General features: G+C 65.5%; 17 protein-coding genes. 15 read left to right on the top strand and 2 right to left on the bottom strand.

From position 1 onward, the window contains the following. Nucleotides 1-44 precede the first annotated feature (44 nt). The 7 genes from ACNPP0_RS00740 to prpF all read left to right on the top strand — a co-directional run bounded on the left by ACNPP0_RS00740 (nt 45) and on the right by prpF (nt 11,047). A complete protein-coding gene (locus ACNPP0_RS00740; protein WP_448704757.1) occupies nt 45-899 on the top strand; it encodes a PA3715 family protein in 855 nt (284 codons plus the stop codon). 189 nt (nt 900-1,088) lie between these two features. Further along, the gene (locus ACNPP0_RS00735) at nt 1,089-1,373 is read left to right on the top strand and encodes a hypothetical protein (protein WP_448704756.1); all 285 of its coding nucleotides are present in this window, start codon (nt 1,089-1,091) and stop codon (nt 1,371-1,373) included. A gap of 814 nt (nt 1,374-2,187) precedes the next feature. Beyond that, complete coding sequence (locus ACNPP0_RS00730; protein ID WP_448704755.1) at nt 2,188-4,086, top strand: sigma-54-dependent Fis family transcriptional regulator; 1,899 nt, start codon at nt 2,188-2,190, stop codon at nt 4,084-4,086. Between the two features lie 430 nt (nt 4,087-4,516). Continuing rightward, the gene (locus ACNPP0_RS00725) at nt 4,517-6,319 is read left to right on the top strand and encodes an NAD(P)/FAD-dependent oxidoreductase (protein WP_448704754.1); all 1,803 of its coding nucleotides are present in this window, start codon (nt 4,517-4,519) and stop codon (nt 6,317-6,319) included. Nucleotides 6,320-6,483: 164 nt separating this feature from the next. Then, the gene (locus ACNPP0_RS00720; RefSeq protein WP_448704753.1) at nt 6,484-7,194 is read left to right on the top strand and encodes a GntR family transcriptional regulator; all 711 of its coding nucleotides are present in this window, start codon (nt 6,484-6,486) and stop codon (nt 7,192-7,194) included. Then, nucleotides 7,194-9,812 (top strand): Fe/S-dependent 2-methylisocitrate dehydratase AcnD, encoded by a 2,619-nt coding sequence (acnD, locus tag ACNPP0_RS00715; RefSeq protein ID WP_448704752.1) that lies wholly within the window; start codon nt 7,194-7,196, stop codon nt 9,810-9,812. Before ACNPP0_RS00720 ends, acnD begins: the two co-directional genes overlap by 1 nt. 50 nt (nt 9,813-9,862) lie before the next feature. After that, nucleotides 9,863-11,047, top strand: coding sequence for a 2-methylaconitate cis-trans isomerase PrpF (gene prpF / locus ACNPP0_RS00710; protein WP_448704751.1), 1,185 nt, complete (start codon nt 9,863-9,865; stop codon nt 11,045-11,047). A 15-nt stretch (nt 11,048-11,062) separates the two neighbouring features. Here the strand turns inward: prpF and ACNPP0_RS00705 are convergent, their stop codons facing one another. Then, on the bottom strand, nt 11,063-11,512 hold the full coding sequence (locus ACNPP0_RS00705) for a PaaI family thioesterase (RefSeq protein WP_332610078.1): 450 nt from the start codon (nt 11,510-11,512) through the stop codon (nt 11,063-11,065). Nucleotides 11,513-11,516: 4 nt separating this feature from the next. Continuing rightward, a complete protein-coding gene (locus ACNPP0_RS00700) occupies nt 11,517-12,317 on the bottom strand; it encodes an IclR family transcriptional regulator (RefSeq protein ID WP_332610077.1) in 801 nt (266 codons plus the stop codon). 181 nt (nt 12,318-12,498) lie between these two features. Between ACNPP0_RS00700 and ACNPP0_RS00695 the strand changes: the two genes are divergently transcribed. The 8 genes from ACNPP0_RS00695 to ACNPP0_RS00660 all read left to right on the top strand — a co-directional run. Further along, nucleotides 12,499-14,148, top strand: a complete 1,650-nt coding sequence (locus ACNPP0_RS00695; protein ID WP_448704750.1) for an acetate--CoA ligase — start codon at nt 12,499-12,501, stop codon at nt 14,146-14,148. A 19-nt stretch (nt 14,149-14,167) separates the two neighbouring features. Further along, nucleotides 14,168-15,349 carry an FAS1-like dehydratase domain-containing protein gene (locus ACNPP0_RS00690; protein WP_448704749.1) on the top strand — a complete coding sequence of 394 codons (1,182 nt, stop codon included), beginning with the start codon at nt 14,168-14,170 and terminating at the stop codon, nt 15,347-15,349. Between the two features lie 172 nt (nt 15,350-15,521). Further along, complete coding sequence (locus ACNPP0_RS00685) at nt 15,522-16,769, top strand: CaiB/BaiF CoA transferase family protein (RefSeq protein ID WP_448704748.1); 1,248 nt, start codon at nt 15,522-15,524, stop codon at nt 16,767-16,769. Nucleotides 16,770-16,826: 57 nt separating this feature from the next. Continuing rightward, nucleotides 16,827-17,792 carry a Bug family tripartite tricarboxylate transporter substrate binding protein gene (locus tag ACNPP0_RS00680; protein ID WP_332610072.1) on the top strand — a complete coding sequence of 322 codons (966 nt, stop codon included), beginning with the start codon at nt 16,827-16,829 and terminating at the stop codon, nt 17,790-17,792. Between the two features lie 179 nt (nt 17,793-17,971). Then, entirely contained in the window at nt 17,972-19,402 is a 1,431-nt protein-coding gene (locus ACNPP0_RS00675) for a gamma-aminobutyraldehyde dehydrogenase (RefSeq protein ID WP_448704747.1), read from the top strand. A gap of 13 nt (nt 19,403-19,415) precedes the next feature. After that, nucleotides 19,416-20,210: a nuclear transport factor 2 family protein gene (locus tag ACNPP0_RS00670; RefSeq protein WP_332610070.1), complete on the top strand. Its 795-nt coding sequence runs from the start codon at nt 19,416-19,418 to the stop codon at nt 20,208-20,210. 44 nt (nt 20,211-20,254) lie between these two features. Further along, nucleotides 20,255-21,001: a FadR/GntR family transcriptional regulator gene (locus tag ACNPP0_RS00665; RefSeq protein WP_332610068.1), complete on the top strand. Its 747-nt coding sequence runs from the start codon at nt 20,255-20,257 to the stop codon at nt 20,999-21,001. A gap of 44 nt (nt 21,002-21,045) precedes the next feature. Then, nucleotides 21,046-21,752 (top strand): cache domain-containing protein (locus tag ACNPP0_RS00660; RefSeq protein ID WP_448704746.1); only part of this gene is annotated, 707 nt, incomplete at its 3' end.

Below are 21,752 nucleotides of genomic sequence, written 5' to 3'. Positions count from 1 at the left end.
TGGCGTGATTAGAATTCGGACTTCCTCCATTCCGCCCGCCCGCCATGTTCCGTCCCCATTCGCGCCTGCCCGCCGCCCTGCTTCTGTCCGCCGTGGTGGCCTGCGGCGCCGCGCAAGCCGCCAGCGGACCTTGCCCGCAGGCGGCCGGCATCGTGCGAACGGTCTACAGCAATACCGACAAGCCGGACGCCCAAGGCCGCATCCGCTTGAAGGACGGGCACGCCATCGTCACGCTTTCCGACGCGGACGTGGGCGCGCCGTTTGCCGTGGCATGCAAGGCATGGCCCGCCAATCCGGACCTGTTGCTGGTGGCGGTGCCGCTGATGCAGGACACCCCCGACCCCGAGAACGGCCACGTCGGCGATCTGGACGTGCTGGTGCTGGACAAGCAAACGTTGCAAGTGCGCCAACGGCGGCGGCTGGTGGGCCTGATGTCGGACGATGCGGTGCGCATCGCCGGGCTGGCGTTCGACACCGCGCGCTACGACGTGGCAACCGACAAGCGCGCGTTCGGCATCCGCATCGAACGCGAAGGGGCATCGCGCGCCAACCCGTTCGATGAAACCAGCTTGCGGTTATTCACCGTGCACGACAACGAGTTGCGCCTGGTGCTGGACGGCATGTCCGTCAACCGCTCGTCGGGCGTGTGGGACACCACGTGCGCGGGCGAATTTTCGGAAAGCGCCGTCAGCCTGGCAATAGGCGACACGCAACGCCGCGGCTACCGTGACCTGATCGCCACCGAATCCCACTCGACCAGCCGCGCTTCGGCGCAGCAAGGCGACTGCAAGGAAAAGACCGTCAAGCAAGGCAAGACCCGCCACACGCTGAAATTCGACGGCAAGCGCTACCGCATCCCGGCCGCGCTACGGTCCATGGATCGCGACAGCGCTGGATAAGCCAGATTTGCCGCGGCGCGATTGACAACCCAGCAGGCGGCAACAGCGCCGGTGGCCGGCCACACCGCTATCAGGCCGGCCCGCTTGATCCCCGCCCCGCTTCGGCGTTCGCATATTTCCAAGTTGTCCCCTTCAGTATTCTTAGTCGTCCTATAGCCGTACGCTGACCCGCTGTCCAAGATGTGCCGCATGACGCACTCAATGGGGGGCATCGTGAGTCACAAGCATGACTTCCGATTCAGCTTTGGCATCGTAGGCGGCATGGATTTTGACGTCGCCGAGTTCACGCTGGACGAGGGCTTCGGCGATCTGAATGATGCGGCAGGGTTAGCAGCCGATGTTCTGAACGTGACATTACAGATCAACAGAGCGGCGTTGCACTTAAACAATAGGGTCAAGTATTTCTCTCACGCATATCAGGCCGTATCAGACGACATCCTGGTGACCCTACCGGAGGGGAGCATTCGGCCATGATCGTGAAGATGGTGTTGATCCCGCTTTTCATAGTCGGCAACGTTATCTTGTCCTGCGCCTACGCGACGGGTTCGAAGATCTTTTACGACCTGTCGTCGGCTTGCGGATACACCGTCGAATCCGATAGGCCACTGTCCAGTCACTTGCACGATTGCTCGATGCTGTATGAAGACCCCGTAAATAGCCCCTTCTTCTACGGAGGCATAGTCTCCTTTAAAGCACGCGATCTTTCCTTTACCCAATTGGAGTCTGAAATTTGCGGACGGGCAATTAACCTCGTCAAGGCGCGACTATTACGATGCCGCCCGGGACACACGGCAGCGGATCCTTGCCAGGCATCGCTTTTCATTCCCGAAAAGCAACAATAGGGACGCCACCATCATCACGCGGCTCGAAGTTCAATATCTGCGCGAAACACCAGACTCGTTGGGAATAATGCCAACCAAAGAACGATACGATTGTTGGGACGGGGTCGCGCTCGGCAAAATTTGGGCCGTGCAGTATTCGCTCTGCTCATTGGTGAGCCACCACAAAGACCCGCTTTTCTCACGTGCGCGCTGGCAGTACCAAGTAATAAAAAGCCTCAACATCCGCTGCCCCCCCAGCCGTGACTGCCCTAGATTTTCAAGCGGGCGTCGAACCAAAGCCGGACCCGCCGCACGCTGTCGCTTGGCCGCAAGCCCTGCGCTCCACGCCCCCCCGCCGCTAACCAAGCCCCCCCCCACCGCTGGATAACCACCATTTACAAGCCGATTCGTCTCTGTGCATGCTGCCGTGTTGATCCGGCACAGATCGGGCGCAACCTGGAGACGACATGCCTAGTCAGGAATCCCCGCATACCGCCCACATTCGCGAGATCGAACAGGTGGGCCAAGGCCGGCCTACGCAGCGCGACGCGCATGTGGTGCGTAGTTGGCTGCGCTGCCTGGATCAGTACCAGCTCGATCCGGCGCAGGCTTGTGAAGCCTATATCGTGCCGGATGGCCGGTTGCGAGAACATCGGCAGCAATCCGAAGCGTTGATCCGCATTGCGCGCAGCGGGCTGGACCATCTGTTCCGGCAGGTGGCGGGACAAAACTATGTGTTGTTGCTGGCCGACCGGCAAGGCGTCACCGTGGAATTCCTGGGAGACCCCGCACAGACATCCAAGCTGCGCAAGGCGGGCCTGTACCTGGGGTCGGAATGGTCCGAACCGCGCGCCGGCACCTGCGCGGTGGGCGCCTGCCTGGAGACGGGCGAGGCGCTGACCATCCACCAGACCGACCACTTCGACAATACGCACACGCCGCTGTCCTGCACCGCCGCGCCCATCTATAACGCCGACGGGGAACTGGCCGCCGTGCTGGATATTTCCCTGCTCAGTTCGCCCAGCCTGAAGACCAGCCAGAACCTGGCGCTGCATCTGGTCAACAGCACGACGCGCCGTATTGAACTGGCCAACCTGATGGCGCGCACGCGCAACGAATGGGTGCTGCGCTTTGCGCGGTCTCCTGAGTTTTTGGACGTGGACCCGGAAGCGGCCATCTCGCTGGACGGCGCGGGCCGCATCCTGGGCATGACGCATTCGGGCGCCAAGCTGCTGGCGCGGGCGGCCGGGCTGGACTGGCGCCAACCGGCCGGGCTGATCGGACTGCCCGTCACGCGTTTTTTCGACGTGCAGTTGGACGATCTGCCGCGGTACACGCGCGGCCATGCGCCCCAAGACCGCCTGATCGTGGCGCGCGACGGCAACGCCCTGTTCGCCCACGCTATCGAACCGAACCGCAGCGCGCGTGGCGCCACCGTGGCCGTGCGCGGCACGCCATCCGCACTGCGCGGGCTGGACGGCGGCGATACCAGGATGGCGGCCTTGCAGAGCCGCGCCGCCAAGCTTGCGCGGCAAGGCCTGCCTATCCTGCTGCAAGGGGAAACGGGGGTGGGCAAGGAATATCTGGCGCGCGCGATTCACGAAGACAGCCGGCGGCCGGGCCGCTTCGTGGCGGTGAACTGCGCGGCCATTCCCGAATCCTTGATTGAAAGCGAGCTGTTCGGCTACCTGCCGGGCGCTTACACCGGCGCCGCGCCCAAGGGCCGCAAGGGGCTGATCGAAGAGGCGGACGGCGGCACGCTGTTTCTGGACGAAATCGGCGATATGCCGCTGGCGCTGCAAAGCCGGCTGCTGCGCGTGCTGGCGGAATCCGAAGTCACGCCCATCGGCGCCAATGCGCCGCGCGCGCTGCGTCTGGCGTTAGTGTCGGCCTCGCACCGCGACCTGGGCGCGCTGGTGCGCGAGGGGCGTTTTCGCGAAGACCTTTACTACCGCATCAACGCCGCCACGCTGACCGTTCCGGCGCTGCGCGAACGCCAGGATCTGGACTGGCTGATCGCGCGCGTGCTGGCGCGTCACCAGGATGAGTCGGGTGCGCCCGTCCTGTCGCCTGGCGCCTTGCTGGCGTTGAAGGCGCACACCTGGCCCGGCAATATTCGCGAACTGGCCAACGTGATCGCCGTGGCCGCCGCACTGTGCGAACACGGCGTCATCGAACCGGGCGACCTGCCCGACGCACTGGCCCCGGGCGGCGTGGCGGTGACGGCCGAGGAAGCGGCGCTGCGGTCCACGCTGGCCAGTTGCGCGGGCAATGTTTCCGAAGCCGCGCGGCGCCTGGGCCTGGACCGTTCCACGGTGCACCGCCAGATGCGCCGCTACGGATTGGGGCCGAGCCGGCGACGCTAGGTTTTTCCGCCAGGCGGTTCCCGCCCCTTCAGCCTCCACCCCTTTCTGCCCCCGGCGCTTTCTGCCCCCGCCGCTTTCTGCCCCCGCCACTTTCTGCCCCCGCCACTTTCTGCCCCCGGCGCACCGCACAGCCGCACCCCAAACAGTCGCCCCCCGCAGTCGCCCCCCACAGGCGCGCCGCACAGTTGCACCACAGTCGCACCACAGTCGCACCACCGCCGCGCCACACTGCCGCGCCACAGGTGTGGCGCCGCGCCACGCCGGATTGGTGCGGCGGGCTCTGCGCCACGGGGCTGCCGCGCTCAACACAAGCTGGCACGACATTTGCATGAAGAAGCTCAGGCAGCCACTGGCCGCTACAGGCCGGGGCGGCTTGCGGACGCATGCGGCCGCCCCCCAACTGAGCCCACCATGGGCAAGGAGACAAGCTATGCAGACCGCCCCCGCCGACGCCGCTTTGGACGCCGTGCTTGCCCGTCTGAACACCGCGCTGGGAAACAAGGACATGGCCGCCATCGCCGACCTGTTCCAGGAAGAATGCTATTGGCGCGACTTGGTGCTGTTCAGCTGGAACCTGCGTACGTTCGAAGGCCATGCACAGATTCGCGACATGCTGACGCAACAACTGTCGCAAGTCGAACCGGTGCGCTTCACGCGCGACGAACGTGAAGCGACGACCGACGACGACGGCCTCTTGCAGGGCTGGCTGCACATCGATACGAACCTGGCGCGCGGCTACGGCCACATCCGCGTGAAGGAAGGCAAGATCTGGACCCTGCTGACCACCATGTCCGAGCTCAAGGGCCACGAGGAACCCAGCGGCACGCGCCGCCCCATGGGCGCCGAACACGGCAGCCGCCGCGAACGCCAGACCTGGCTGGAAAAGCGTGAGCAGGAAGCCGCCGAACTCGGCTACAAGACACAGCCCTATGTGCTGATCATCGGCGGCGGGCAAGGCGGCATCGCGCTGGGCGCGCGGCTGCGTCAACTGGACGTGCCCACCATCATCATCGAAAAGAACGAGCGCGCGGGCGACAGCTGGAGAAAGCGCTACAAGTCGCTGTGCCTGCACGACCCGGTCTGGTACGACCACCTGCCCTACATCCCCTTTCCGGAAAACTGGCCCGTGTTCGCGCCGAAAGACAAGGTCGGCGACTGGCTGGAGATGTACACGAAGGTGATGGAGCTTAATTACTGGACGTCCAGCGTCTGCGAATCGGCGCGCTATGACGAGGCGAAAAAGGAATGGGAAGTCACCGTGCTGCGCGACGGCCAACCCGTGATGCTGCGGCCTAAGCAGCTGGTGCTGGCCACCGGCATGTCTGGCAAGCCCAACGTGCCGCGCTTTCCCGGGCAGGACGAGTTTCAGGGCGAACAACAGCATTCGTCCCAGCATCCCGGCCCCGACGCCTATCGGGGCAAGAACGTGGTGGTGGTCGGCGCCAACAATTCCGCGCATGACATCTGCGCGGCGTTGTGGGAAGGCGGCGCCAATGTGACGATGGTGCAGCGTTCGTCCACGCACATCGTGCGGTCGGACACGTTGATGGACATCGGCCTGGGCGGCCTGTATTCCGAAAAGGCGCTGGCCAGCGGCATGACCACACGCAAGGCCGACCTGACGTTTGCGTCGCTGCCGTACAAGATCATGGCGCAGTTCCAGATCCCGCTTTACAACCAGATGCGCGAACGCGATGCCGAGTTCTACAGCAAGCTGGAGAAGGCCGGCTTCATGCTGGACTGGGGTGACGACGGCTCGGGCCTCTTCATGAAATACCTGCGGCGCGGCTCGGGCTATTACATCGACGTGGGCGCCTGCGACCTGATCATCGACGGCAGCGTGAAGCTGCAATCCAATACCGACGTCAGCCACCTGGCGCGCGATGCCGTCGTATTGAAAAACGGCGTGACCTTGCCGGCGGACCTGGTCGTCTATGCCACCGGCTACGGCTCCATGAACGGCTGGGCCGCCGACCTGATCAGCCCGGAAGTTGCCGACAAGGTAGGCAAGTGCTGGGGCCTGGGGTCGGACACCACCAAGGACCCCGGCCCGTGGGAAGGCGAACAGCGCAACATGTGGAAGCCGACGCAGCAGGACGGGCTGTGGTTCCATGGCGGCAACCTGCATCAGTCGCGGCACTATTCGCAGTATCTGTCGCTGCAACTGAAGGCGCGCCACGTGGGCTTGCCGGTGCAGGTGTACGGCATGCAGACGGTGCACCACAGGCGCTAGCCCGGCGACCATGGGCCCGGCGCAAGCGGTTTCCGGCCGCTTGCGCCCTGCGCGCCCCGCAGCTTGCGCCCCGCCTCGCTGCGGGGTAAATTGTTGACAATTCAGCGTTCACATCACGCTTTAGCCCGATATTCTCCCTGTAATTCGGACGTATTGTTGACACTATGAGCAAAGTGCTAACGCTGCCAGGCGCGGCGCCTGGGGACGGCGAGACGCTGTCGGATCACATTTTCAAGAAGATCCAGGCGGCCATCGTCAAGGGCGAGATCGCCCCGGGCAGCAAGATTTCCGAACCCGAACTTGCGCGCATCCACGGCGTCAGCCGTGGGCCGCTGCGCGAAGCGCTGCATCGCCTGGAAGGCCAGAAGCTGCTGGTGCGCGTGCCGCATGCGGGCGCGCGGGTAGTGTCCTTGTCGCAGCAGGAATTGTCCGAGCTTTATGAGATTCGCGAATCGCTGGAAGGCACCGCATGCAGGCTGGCCGCCGAGCGCATGCCGCCGTCTGAAATCTCCGAGCTGCGCGAGGTGCTGCACGCCCACGAACGCGATGCCGCCTTTCAGGCCGGCGTGGGCTACTACCAGCAGGAAGGCGATTACGATTTCCACTACCGCATCGTCAAGGGCAGCGGCAACCAGATGCTGTTTCGCATGCTGTGCGACGAGCTTTACCAACTGGCGCGCATGTACCGCATCCAGTACTCGACGACGCCCAACCGCCCCCGGCAGGCCTACGCCGAACACCACCGCATTCTTGACGCCATCGCCGACCGCGACGGCGAGCTGGCTGAAATCCTGATGCGCCGCCATATCCGCGCGTCACGTATGAACATCGAACAACAGATCGCGCAAAGCACGCTGACGCGCACGGAGGCATGATGAACCACTCGTACCGCAAGACCCTGCCCGGCACCCGCCTGGATTATTTCGATGCGCGCGCCGCCGTCGAAGCCATCGCGCCCGGCGCCTACGCCGGCCTGCCCTACACGTCGCGCGTACTGGCTGAAAACCTGGTGCGCCGCTGTGACCCGGCGATGTTGACGGATGCATTGAAGCAGCTGATCGAGCGGCGCCGCGACCTGGACTTTCCGTGGTTTCCCGCGCGTGTGGTGTGCCATGACATCCTGGGCCAGACCGCGCTGGTGGACCTGGCGGGCCTGCGCGACGCCATCGCCGAGAAGGGCGGCGACCCGGCCAAGGTCAACCCGGTGGTGCCGGTGCAACTGATCGTGGACCATTCGCTGGCGGTGGAATTCGACGGTACCGACCCCGATGCCTTCGCGCGCAATCGCGCGGTGGAAGACCGCCGCAACGAAGACCGCTTCCATTTCATCGACTGGACCAAGCAGGCTTTTCGCAATATCGAAGTGGTGCCCCCGGGCAACGGCATCATGCACCAGATCAACCTGGAACGGATGTCGCCCGTGATCTACACGCAGGACGGCGTGGCGTTTCCCGATACGCTGGTGGGCACCGACAGCCACACGCCGCACGTGGACGCGCTGGGTGTGATCGCCATCGGCGTGGGCGGGCTGGAAGCCGAAAACGTGATGCTGGGACGCGCGTCGTGGATGCGCCTGCCGGACATCATCGGCGTGGAACTTACCGGCCGCGCGCAGCCGGGCATTACCGCCACCGACGTGGTGCTGACGCTGACGGAATTCCTGCGTAAAGAGAAGGTGGTGGGCGCGTATCTGGAATTCTTCGGTACGGGCGCCGCCAGCCTGACCTTGGGCGACCGCGCCACCATTTCGAACATGGCGCCTGAGTACGGCGCCACCGCCGCCATGTTCTCGATTGACCAGCAGACCATCGACTACCTGCGCCTGACCGGCCGCGAAGACGAACAGATTGCGCTGGTGGAAACCTATGCCAAGACGGCCGGCCTGTGGTCCGACAGCCTGGAAACCGCCGAATACGAACGCGTGCTGCGCTTTGACCTGTCGACGGTCGTGCGCACGCTGGCCGGCCCGTCCAACCCGCACCGTCGCCTGCCCGTCTCGGACCTGGCCGATCGTGGTATTTCCGGTGTGGTCGAAAACGAACCGGGCTTGATGCCCGACGGCGCCGTCATCATTGCCGCCATCACCAGCTGCACCAACACCAGCAACCCGCGCAACGTGATTGCCGCCGGCCTGTTGGCACGCAACGCGCGCCGCGCCGGCCTTGTCCGCAAGCCCTGGGTGAAGAGCTCGCTGGCACCCGGCTCCAAGGCCGTGCAGCTGTACCTGGAAGAAGCCGGGCTGTTGCCCGATCTGGAAGCGCTGGGCTTTGGCGTCGTCGCCTTCGCCTGTACTACGTGCAACGGCATGTCGGGCGCGTTGGACCCCGTCATCCAGCAGGAAATCATCGACCGCGACCTGTATTCCACCGCCGTGCTGTCCGGCAACCGCAACTTCGACGGCCGCATCCATCCCTACGCCAAGCAAGCCTTCCTGGCGTCACCGCCGCTGGTGGTGGCCTATGCCATTGCCGGCACCATCCGCTTTGATATCGAACGCGATGTGCTGGGCATGGATGGCAACGGCAAGGAGATCCGCCTGAAAGACATCTGGCCCAGCGATGAAGAGATCGACGCCATGGTCAAGACGGCGGTCAAGCCAGAGCAGTTTCGCAAGGTGTACGCGCCGATGTTCGGCATCCAGGAAGACCGCAAAGCAGGCGTCAGCCCCTTGTACGACTGGCGCCCGCAAAGCACTTACATTCGCCGTCCGCCGTACTGGGAAGGCGCGCTGGCCGGCGAGCGCACGCTGCGCGGCATGCTGCCGCTGGCGGTGCTGGGCGACAACATCACCACCGACCACCTGTCGCCGTCCAACGCCATCCTGATGGACAGCGCGGCCGGCGAATATCTGCACAAGATGGGCCTGCCCGAAGAGGACTTCAACTCTTACGCCACCCATCGCGGCGACCACCTGACCGCGCAGCGCGCCACCTTCGCCAACCCCAAGCTCTTTAACGAGATGGTGACCAACGAAGACGGCACGGTGAAGCAAGGGTCGCTGGCGCGCGTGGAGCCGGAAGGCCGCGAGATGCGCATGTGGGAAGCCATCGAAACGTACATGCATCGCAAGCAGCCGCTGATCATCGTGGCGGGCGCCGACTACGGGCAGGGTTCGTCGCGCGACTGGGCGGCCAAGGGCGTGCGGCTGGCGGGCGTGGAAGCCATCGTGGCCGAAGGCTTTGAACGGATCCACCGCACCAACCTGATCGGCATGGGCGTCTTGCCGCTGGAATTCAAGCCGGGCGTCAACCGCAAGACCTTGGCGCTGGACGGCACCGAAAGCTATGACGTGATCGGCGAACGCCAACCGCTGGCGGACCTGACGCTGGTGATTCATCGCCGCGATGGCCAGACCGTGCAGGTGCCGGTGACGTGCCGTCTGGACACGGCGGAAGAAGTGTCCATCTACGAAGCCGGCGGCGTGCTGCAACGCTTTGCGCAGGACTTCCTGGAAGCGGAATCCGTTGCGGGCGAAACCAAGAAGGCCGGCTGAACCGGGCTGCGCACCGCCGCCCTAACCATCACAGACACCAGGACATCCCCATGGCCCATGCCCCTCAGACCAGAATTACCGCCACCTACATGCGCGGCGGCACCAGCAAAGGCGTGTTCTTCAAACTTGACGACCTGCCCGAATCCGCGCATGTGGCGGGCGCGGCGCGCGACGCGTTGCTGTTGCGCGTGATCGGCAGCCCCGACCCCTACGGCAAGCAGATTGACGGCATGGGCGCGGCCACGTCCAGCACCAGCAAGACCGTCATCGTCGGCAAAAGCACGCAGCCGGATCACGACGTGGACTACCTGTTCGGCCAGGTCTCCATTGACCAGCCGTTCGTGGACTGGAGCGGCAACTGCGGCAACCTGTCGGCGGCCGTCGGCCCCTTCGCCATCACCAACCGCCTGGTTGACCCGGCGCGCGTGCCGGACAACGGCGTGGCGGTCGTGCGCATCTGGCAGGCCAACATCAAGAAAACCATCATCGCCCATGTGCCCATGACGGACGGCGCGGTGCAGGAAACCGGCGACTTCGAACTGGACGGCGTGACGTTTCCCGCCGCCGAACTGCGCCTGGAATTCATGGACCCGGCCGAAGACGGCGACGGCGGATCGATGTTCCCCACGGGCAATCTGGTGGACGATCTGGAAGTGCCGGGCGTGGGTACGTTCAAGGCGACGATGATCAATTCCGGCATCCCGACCATCTTTCTGGAAGCCGCTGCGCTGGGCTACACCGGCACGGAATTGCAGGACGACATCAATAGCGACGCCGCCGCGCTGGCCCGCTTCGAGACCATTCGCGCGCACGGCGCGCTGCGCATGGGCCTGATCGAAAAACTGGAAGAAGCCGCCAGCCGCCAGCACACGCCCAAGGTCGCTTTCGTGGCGCCGCCCAAGGCCTATGTGTCATCCAGCGGCAAGCAGATCGGCGCGGCCGATATCGACGTGCTGGTGCGCGCGCTGTCCATGGGCAAGCTGCACCACGCCATGATGGGCACGGCATCCGTGGCCATCGCCACCGCCGCGGCCGTGCCGGGCACGCTGGTCAACCTGGCCGCCGGCGGCACGGAACGCGACAACGTCAACTTCGGCCACCCCTCCGGCACGCTGCGCGTGGGCGCGCAAGCGCAGTTGGTGGACGGCGAATGGAAAGTCACCAAGGCCATCATGAGCCGCAGCGCGCGCGTGCTGATGGAAGGCCGCGTGCACGTGCCGCGAATCGGGTTCTAAGGCGGGGCGGCGCAATCAGGCAGGCGCGGGCTTCGCGCCTGGGCCTGGGTCCAGCACTTTCAACACCGCCGCCCCCGTCGCCAGCACCTGCCCGGCGACGCTTAACTCCCCCCGCATGAACACCAGGCTGGACGTGGCGCGCAGGACGTCTCCGCGCACTTCCAGGAACTGGCCCGCGCGTGCCGCCGTGAGAAAGTGCGTGTCCAGTTGCACCGTGACGCACGCGCGGCGGTCCAAGGCTTGCCAGGCGATGGCGCTTAAACCGTGGTCCAGCAGCGCGGTCAACAAGCCGCCATGTACGACGCCAGCCGGGTTCAGGTGATTCTCGGTTGCCAAGAGTCCATAGGCCCACGCCTGCCCTTCCTTGCGCACCCACAAAGGGCCGATCAGCCCGGCGAAACCGGGCAGTGATTTGCGGTGCCAGCCATCGGCGGCAAGGGATTCGGGGCTGGGTGGGTGCGACATGGCATCAGTTCCGCGTGGACAACAGTTGCGACAGCGTGTGCGCTTCGGCTTGCAGTTCCTTGGCCAGCGCATGCGCGCGGGCGTCGTCCAGTTGTTCGGCCAGGCCCGCCGCCACCAGTGAATGCGTCATGCGCTTGTGGCTGTTCAGCACGGGCACGGCGATGACGACGACGCCATTGATGTAGTGGTTGCGATCCAGGCTGTAGCCGTCGCGCCGCACGGCGTCGATGTCGGCCTTCCATTCCGCGTAGGCGGGCGCCTGGTCCCAGCGCAGCGCCTTGAAGCGGCGTTCCAGTTCTTTGTCCGACAGGTCTGAAAACGCGGCCACCAAACGGCCCGTTGCGCTGATCAGCGCGGGAAAGCGGCTGCCCACGTCCACGTGCAGCCGGAACGGCGCGGTCGAGCGCGACAGCGCCAGCACCACCATGTGTTCACTGCCCGCGACTTCCACGCCGATGGCCGTGACGTTCGCGCTGCTGGACAGCTTGTCCAGCACCGGCTGCACCAACGCCGGGAAGGGGCTGCTTTCAATCACGCTGCGCGCCAGTGTCAACATGCCCACGCCCAGGCTGTAGCGCTTGGTACCGGTGTCGACCTTCACCAAGCCTTCTTCCACCAGCACACGAAGTATGTGCAGGCAGGTGCTGGTGACCATGCCGAGCTCCTGCGAGATGGCCTTCAAGGTCATGGCCTCGCCGCCACGGCCCAGCAATCGCAAGATGGCGATTGACCGCGTTACCGCCGGCACGGGGCGCACGCGCGGCCCCGCCACGGCGGCGGATTCCTGGGAACTGGCTTCACTCATCGGGCTCTCCGGTTTTTATTGCGGCAAGCATACCTTGCGCGGCGCGAAACGCGTCCCGTAATTGCCGCCCGTAATTGCCGCCCGTAATTGTATATATACAATCGATAAACGTAATTGACAATTTAAAAGCCGGCGCGCATAGTCTGTTCAACGGCTTGCCGACCCACACAGGTACGACGACATGACGACGCTGACGCAGACCACCTCCTACGCGGACGCCCAGGCGCTTTGCACCGCGGACAAGCTTTGGGAATTGTTCGACGGCAACCGCGAGCGCATGAACATTGCGCACGAATGCGTCGACCGGCACACGGGCAAGGACCAGCCCGCCATCATCCTGGTGCGCGCGACCGGAGGTGATGAAACCTTCAGCTTTCAGCAGATAGCCCGGGCGTCCTCGCGCTTTGCGCACTACCTGGCGGATCAGGGCATCGGCGCGGGGGACCGCGTGGCCGTCATGCTGGAACCGTCGCTGGCGTTCTATGTGGCGATGTTCGGTGCGATGAAGCGCGGCGCGATTGCGGTGCCGCTGTTCACCCTGTTCGGCCCCGACGGCATCCGGCTGCGCGTGCAGGACTGCCAGCCGCGCATGCTGGTCACTAACGCCGACAAGGCGCCGATGGTGCCGGCCGCGGACGACATGCGCGTGGTGATCGCGGACGACGCATTCCTGGCGTCGCTGGACCGCTTCCCCGCGCAGTACGACTGCGATACGCGGGCCGATGACCTGGCCATCTTTCAGTACACATCGGGCACCACGCGTGAACTGCCCGACGCCGTGCGCCACACGCATCGCGCGCTGGTCACCTTGATGTTGGCCGCGCTGTACGGCACCGGCGTGCGCCCCGGCGCCCGCTACATGTGCCCGTCATCCCCCGCTTGGGGGCATGGCTTGTGGCACGGCACGCTGGCGCCCTTGGCGATGGGCGTGACCATCGGCGCCTATGCCGGCAAGTTCAACGCCGAACGCCTGCTACAAGCCTTGCAGGACCACGAGTTCAACAACATCTCGGCGGCCGCCACGCATTACCGGATGATGCGCAACTGCGGCGCGGCGGGCCAATATCGCTACCAGATCGACAAGGTGTCGTTCACCGGCGAACCCATCGATAGCGAGACCTCTGCCTTTGTCCAGGCAACCTTTGGACGCCCCGTGTGCAGCATGTACGGCACGACCGAAATCGGCGTGTGCCTGGTGAACTACCCGGGCGCGGCGGACTTCACCGTCAAGCCGGGCTCGCTGGGCAAGCCCGTGCCCGGCCTGCGCGTCGAAGTGCAGGACGCCAGCGGCGCACCCTGCCCGCCCGGCGTGACGGGCGAACTGAAACTGTGGCGACGCGATGCCTGGGTAGCCACCAAGGACCTGGGCCGCGTCGATGAAGACGGCTACTTCTGGCATGGCGGCCGCGCGGACGACGTCATTATTTCCGCAGGCTGGACGATGAGCGCCGTTGAAATCGAAGACGCCATCCTGAAGCACCGCGACGTGACCGAAGCCGCCGCCATCGGCGTGCCCGACGCGCTGCGCGGCCAGGTCGTCAAGGCGTTCGTGGTGTCGGCCCGTCCGGGTGACGACGCCTTTGTGGAAGAGATTCAGAACACCGTGCGCAGCCAGTTGGCGCAGCACGAGTATCCGCGTCAGGTGGTGTTTGTGCCCGAGCTGCCCAAGACGCCGGCCGGGAAGATTCATCGCCGCAAACTGCGTGAACAGGAACTTGTCGCCGCGCCATCGGCCGACGGCAACGCCGCCACGTCCCCTGACACCCGCAACGACACCCGCACCGACACCCCCACCAACAAAACACCCGCCGCGCCCGCCGCGCACGTATGACCCATCCCGAGGAGACATCATGCTGACCGAGACCAAACCGCAAGCGCAGTCCCAAGCCCAGGCACCCACCAAGACCGAACGCAGCTTCCCGAAGATCACCGAGCGCGGCCTGGACGAACTGCGCGCGCGGATCGGCGTGAAGATCGGCGCCACCGCCGAGCCGTGGTGCTACGAAGCCACGCGCGACAACATCCGCCACTACGCGCACGGCATCGGCGACGACAACCCGCTGTGGTCGGACCCCGACTACGCCGCCAAGACGCGGCATGCCGGCATCATCGCCTTGCCCAGCTTTTTGTTTTCCACCAGCCGCATCGTGTCCGGCTACGTGGGCGGCCTGCCCGGCGTGCACGCCATGTGGTCAGGCGCCGACTGGACCTGGCACAAGACCGTCAAGCGCAACGACGTGATCTCCACCGAAGCGCACCTGAAAGACCTGGTGGAACACCAGACGCGCTTTGCCGGCCGCGCGGTGCAACAGATCTATCACGTGGACTTCTTCAACCAGGACGGCGACAAGGTGGCCGAGGCCGACAGCTGGTGCTTTCGCACCGAACGCGACCACGCCCGCGAACAAGGCAGCAAGTACAAGGAAGTGCGCGCCCGCGAACCGCGCCGCTACAGCCCTGAAGAAATCAAGGAAGCCTACAAGCTGTACGCGCAGGAAGAAGTGCGCGGCGCCACGCCTCGTTACTGGGAAGACGTGAAGGAAGGCGAAGAACTGCCCGTGATGTTCAAGGGCCCCATGACGGTGACTGGCTTCATCGCCTATGCGCAAGGCTGGGGCGGCCTGTACATCCGCGCCAACAAGCTGGCCTGGCAACTGATCGACGCGCATCCGGGCGTGGGCATCACCAATCGCTTCGGCATTCCCGACGTACCGGAACGCGTGCACTGGGAAGAAGAATTCGCGCTGGAAGTGGGCGCGCCCGGCGCCTACGACTACGGCCCCGAGCGCAACTCGTGGTTGACGCATCACCTAACGAACTGGATGGGTGACGACGGCTTCCTGCGCAAGTCCACGTGCAAGATCCGCCGCCACAACCCTGAAGGCGACATGCTGTTCTTCAAGGGACGCGTCAAGCGCAAGTACGTGGAAGACGGCCGGCACCTGGTTGAAATCGAACAGGAAGCGCGCAATCAGGACGATGAACTGTCCGTGCTGGGCTCGGGCGTGGTTGAATTGCCCACCCGTGCGTAAGGCGCATCCCGCGCATCGCGCACTTGGCCCTTGCGGCTGCATGATGCATGGGCGGCGCGGGCGCATCGCGCGCCCCGCACCCTGATTTCCGACGGCTGACCGGCCGCCGCTGCTTACCATGATCGCGCGCGGGTTTGCCGCCCGCGCGTCCGACATGACCAAACCGAGGTCAATGATGTCTGGTTCATCGGAGCATGCCGCACACGCCCCGCCCGCCCGCGCCGCCGGCGCGCTGGAAGGCATTCGGGTCATCGATCTATCCAGGGTGCTGGCCGGGCCGCTCTGCACCCAGATGCTGTCGGATCAGGGCGCCAGCGTCATCAAGGTCGAGCCGCCCGGCGGCGACGAAACGCGCGCGCTGGGCCCGCCGGTCAACGCGGACGGCGACGCGGCCTACTTCACCGCCGTCAACCGGGGCAAGCGCGCCATTGGCCTGGACTTGTCTTTGCCAGACGGTCGCGACGTGCTGCTGCGCCTGCTGCAAGAGGCCGACGTACTGGTCGAGAACTTCATCCCCGGCACCATGGCCAAGTGGGGCCTGGATTACGAAACAGATTTGAAGCCGCGCTTTCCCCAGCTGATCTATTGCGCCATTTCAGGCTTTGGCGAAGACGGCCCGCTGGGCGGCCTGCCCGGCTACGACGCCATCCTGCAAGCCATGTGCGGCTTGATGAGCGTGAACGGGGACACGGCCAGCGGCCCGACGCGCATCGGCATCCCCATCGTTGACCACCTGACCGGGTACACCGCGCAGTCGGGCATCTTGCTGGCGCTGTACCACCGTGCGCGCACGGGCCAGGGCCAGCGCGTGGACGTGACCTTGTTCGACACCGCGTTAAGCCTGCTGGTGCCGCACGCCGCCAACTGGATGCACACGGGCAAAACGCCGGGGCTGATGGGCAGCGCACATCCGAATATCGCGCCTTACGACCGGTTTGCGTGCCACGACGGCGAGATCTTTTTGGGTGTGGTGAACGACCGCCAGTTCCGCAAATTCTGCGACTACGCCGGTCTGGGCGCCTTGCTGGAAGATGCGCGCTTTGCCACCAACCGCCAGCGGCTGGAACACCGCGACGTTTTGCGCGCCGCCATCGAGGAAGCGCTGGCCCACCGCACGCGCGCCGAACTCTGCCACGACCTGATGGGGCTGGGCGTGCCGGCCGGCCCGGTCAACAGCGTGCCCGAAGCGTTTGAACAGGCGCACGCGGTGCATCGCGGCATGCGCGTGTCGCGCGACGGCTACCAAGGCATCGGGCCGGCGACGCGCCTGTCCGAGGCGCCCGCGCGCATTGGCCGTCCCCCGCCCGGATTTGCAGAACACACCGATGAAGTCTTGCGGCAGGCGGGCTTTGACGAGGCGCGGATCGCCAGCTTGCGTGAAGCCGGTGCCTTACCGCGCGCGCCGGCGCAAAAGCGATAGCAGGCAGCAGCAGCAGCAGCACGATCACGACCCTATAAAAAAATCCAGGAGACCACCATGAAACCCTTACGCATGATCGCCGCGCTGGCGGCATCCGTTCTGTTCACGCAGCCGGTCTGGGCGGCGGACAGCTATCCATCCAAGCCGGTGCGCATCATCGTGCCCTACCAGGCGGGCCAAGGCACCGATGTGGCTGCCCGGTATCTAGGCGAGTATCTGGCGCGCAGCATGGGCCAGCCGTTCATCGTCGAAAACAGGCCCGGCGCGGGTGGCAACATCGGCGCGTCCGAGGCGGCTCGCGCCGCGCCCGACGGCTACACCTTGCTGATGGGCACTAACGGCACCCACGTGCTGAATCAGTACATCTATGCGTCCACCAACTTCGACCCCGCGAAAGACTTCACGCCCATCATGCTGGTCAGCTCGTTTCCGATGGTGTTGCTGACCGCGCCCGGCTCGCCCTACAACAGCCTGTCCGACCTGCAAGACGCCGCGAAGTCCAAGGCCGACAGCATCAATGTCGGCATGCCCAGCACCACGGCGCGGCTGGTCTTTGAATTGCTCAAGCAGCAAGGCGTGGCCAGCATCCGGGGCATTCCGTACAAGGGTTCGGCAACCGCCACCACGGACTTGATGGGCGGTCAGGTGCAGCTGGGCATCGACACCGTCAGCGCCGCGCGCTCGTTCATCACCAGCGGCAAACTGCGCGCGCTGGCCGTTACGTCGTTGAAGGAATCCGCGTTGCTGCCGGGCGTGAAACCGGTGTCGGCGCAAGGCTTGCCGAACTTCCAGGTGATTGCGTGGAATGGCCTGTACGCCCCCAAGGGCACGCCGCCCGCCGTGGTGCAAAAGCTGAACGCGGAACTTGCCAAGGCCTTGGCGCAGCCCGAGGTGCGCCAGCGCCTGCTGGAGCTTGGCCACGAGCCCGGCGGCGGCACGCCCGCCGAACTGGAAGCCTTTGCGCGTAGCGAGCGGCTGAAGTGGCAACCGCTGATCATTCAAGCGGGACTGAAAGCGGAATAACCCGCGCCGCACCTGCTTTGACTCCACACGCCCGGGCCTTGCGCCCGGGCGTTTTGCATGGCCGCTCGCCCCACGGGTTAACCCCAGCAGAATAAATACCTATAACCTCAGAGAATATAACTATCGCTAGCCCTGCCCGCTAGACACCCAAATCAAAACAACCCTTCCGGAGACAAACCATGGCGCTGCCCACCCTCAAGCATTTCATCAACGGCCAGTACTTCGAATCCAAGGGTTCTGAATATTTCGACCTGATCAGCCCCGTCACCGCGCAGCCTATCGCTCGCTCGCCCAACGCCAACGCCGCCGACGTCGACGCCGCCTATGCGGCCGCCAGCGCCGCCTTCAAGACCTGGGGCCGCAGCACACCGTCCGCGCGCCAGCAGGCGTTGCTGAAGCTGGCCGACGCCGTCCAGGCCAACAGCGACCGCCTGGTCGAAGCCCAAAGCCGCAACACCGGCCAGCTCAAGCACCTGATTGCCTCGGAAGAAGTCGCCGTCTGCGTAGACCAAATCCGCTTTTTTGCCGGTGCCGCGCGCTTCCTGGAAGGCAAGGCCACCGGCGAATACATGGAAGGCTTGACGTCCAGCATCCGCCGCGAACCGCTGGGCGTGGTGGGCCAGGTCACCCCCTGGAACTACCCCCTGATGATGGCCGTCTGGAAGATCGCGCCGGCGCTGGCGGCGGGTAACACGGTGGTGCTCAAGCCCAGCGACACCACGCCCGAAAGCACCTTGTTGCTGGCCGAACTGGCCGCGCCCTTCTTCCCCTCCGGCGCGTTCAACGTGGTGCTGGGCAACGCTGCCACCGGCGCCAAGGTGGTGTCGCACAAGACCCCCGCGCTGGTGTCCATCACCGGTTCGGTGCGAGCCGGCCTGCAAGTGGCTGCGTCCGCCGCCGCCAACCTGACCCGCGCGCACCTGGAACTGGGCGGCAAGGCGCCGGTGGTCGTCTTTGAAGACACCGACCTGGACCGCGCCGCGCAACACATCGCGCTGACGGGCTTCTTCAATGCCGGGCAGGACTGCACCGCCGCCACCCGCGTCATCGTGGCCGAATCCGTGCATGACGCCTTTGTTGCCAAGCTGGTGGCCGCCGCCATCGAAACCCGGTTCGGCGACCCCGACGATCAGGACGCGCTGTATGGCCCGCTGAACAACGCCGCGCAGCTGGAACGCGTGCAGGGCTTCATCACCCGCCTGCCCGCGCATGCCCGCGTCGAAACCGGCGGCCGCCAAGCCGCCCGCGCCGGTTACTACTTTGAACCCACCGTCATCACCGGCCTGCAACAGCAGGACGAAGCCATCCAGACCGAAGTCTTCGGCCCCGTCATCACGGTGCAGAAATTTGCCGACGAAGAACAGGCCATTGCCATGGCCAACGACGTGGAATACGGCTTGGCCGCCAGCGTCTGGACGCGCGATCACGGCCGCGCGCAGCGCCTGTCGCGCGAGTTGGACTTCGGCACGGTATGGATCAACACGCACATTCCGCTGACCGCCGAAGCCCCGCATGGCGGCTTCAAGCGGTCGGGCTATGGCAAGGACTTGTCCGCCTATGGCTTCGAGGAATACACGCGCGTCAAGCACGTGATGAGCGCACACGACTGACCGGGGAAACATCATGAGCACCCAACACACGCCCACCACGCAAGCCGACGCCCTGCGCGAACGCGTTGCCCGCGCGCACCACGAATTGTTCACGCTGCGTGACACAGCCGCGCTGGAACGCTATTTCTCACCGCGTTTCATCGAGCATTCCCCCTTGGTCAAGAACGGGCTGGACGGCCTGTCCGTTCTGATCCAGGAACATCCCAACCTGAAGCACGAGGCCCATCGCGTGCTGGTGGACGGCGACCTGGTCGCCATCCACGGCCGCTACACCGGCCTGGGCGAACAGCCGCTGGTGGGCTTTGACATCTATCGCGTGGCGGACAACCGCATCGTTGAGCATTGGGACGGCCTGGTGCCCGAAGCGCCGCCCAACGCCAGCGGCCGCACGCAGCTTGACGGGCCGACGCAGCCGCGCGCCGACCAGGACGTTGATGAAAACCGCGCGCTGGTACTGGGCTTTTTCACACGCGCGCTGATCGAAGGCGACTACCAGGCGTTCATCGACGACTGCAACGGCGATGCCTTTCATCAGCACAGCCCCGACATCGCCGACGGCGCATCAGCCGTGGTGGACTTTCTGAACCAGTTACGCGAATCCGGCCAGGGCCTGCAATACAGCCGCATCCATCGCTGCGTGGCCGAAGGCGACTTCGTGCTGACGCATTCCGAAGGCAGCATCGCCGGCCAGCGCCACGCGTACTTCGAGCTGTGGCGCGTGCAAGACGGCAAGGTCGCGGAACTGTGGGACGCCATCGCGCCCGTGCCCGACGACAGCCAGGCGCTGCATCGCCACGGCATCTTCTAGCGCCGTGGCATGATGCACGTTTTCCCTTTGCGCCGGAGCCCCCCATGACCGCCCACGCCATCGTCTACGCACCGATCGGCCAAGGCACCCGCTCGGAGCAGGTCGTCGAACGCCTCAGCAATGCGATCGTCGCCGGCCTGCTGCATGCCGACGAGCAACTGCCCAACGAAAACGAGTTGTCGCGCCTGATGGGCGTGTCGCCCGTGACGGTGCGCGAGGCCCTGAACACCTTGCGCGCGCGCCAGCTGATCGACACCCGGCGCGGTCGCAATGGGGGCAGCTTCGTGTGCCCGGTGCCGGCGCAGATGATGCACGACCGCCACCCGCTGCGTCTGGCCACGCCGGGCGATCTGGCCGACCTGGGCGAACTGCATTGCGCCGTGATCGGCCACAGCGCCAAGCTGGCTGCCCAGCGTTCAACGGCCGACGATCACCGGCGCCTGGCGCAAGAGATCGATCAATTCGAAGCGGCGGTGGCGGCGCAGGCGCGCGCCCAGGCGGACATGCGCTGCCTGCTGTTGCTGGCCACCCAAGCACAGTCGGCCCGGCTGGCCAACCAAGAGCTTGAAATCCAGGCGGAATGGGCGCCGCTGGTTGCGGCGCTGTATCCGCACGGGTCGGTGCACGCCGCGATGGCGGCGGCGTACCGCCGGCTGCAAGCGGCGCTGCATGATGGCGACGAGCACGCCAGCAGCGCGCTGGCCCTGGACATGATCAGTACGCAGACGGACCACCTGCTTGAACACAAACTGCGGTTGGACGCCACGGCGCCGCCGCCACAACAGACCTAGGGCCGCTGAACGCCGGCGGCAACCTTGGCTACAGGAGACGGCAGATGAACGAAGACGTGCATATCGACCGGGCCCACGGCATTCTGGACTGCGTTGTGAACGACGCCCGGAACACCGCCGCCGCGCTGGCCGAGGCCGCCGCGCAGATTCTGTCGGGCCAGACCCCGGTGCCCGGTAGCGGCCTGCGGCTGTCGGCGGACCATCGCCGCGCGTTGCAAACCCACATCCAGGTGGCGCTGCAACTGAACCCCTGGTGCAACGGCGCGGGCTTCGCCAGCTTTGAAGCGCACGCCGACAGCGATGACGGCTACTGGACGCTGGAATGGTGGCAGCAAGAGGGCCGTTCCCTGCAACACGTGCCACTGGAACGCAACCAGGAAACCCGGCGGCGGCTGGATTTTCGCGCGTTCGCGTGGTTCGACCAGCCCGCCCGACGCCACCTTCCCGTCGTCGAAGGCCCCTACGTGGACTACATCTGCAACGGCGCCTACACCATCACCGCCGCGCATCCGGTGCTGGTCCGCCAGGCGTTCGCCGGCGTGGCCGCCGTGGATGTGCTGGTCTCAACGCTTGACCGCATGCTGCTGCCCGCGTTGCGTCGCATCGGCAAGCCGGCGTTGGTGTTGAACGCCGATTCGCGCGTGGTCATGTCCACCGCCCACCGCATTCGTACCGGCAGCCTGTGGCAGCCGCAACACGGCGACCGCCTTATCGGCGCCCCCGGCGCACTACGCCTGGCGGTGCTGCCCTT

The organism is Achromobacter semiaridum (assembly GCF_053543755.1).
This window is presented reverse-complemented; position numbering and strand designations above follow the sequence as displayed.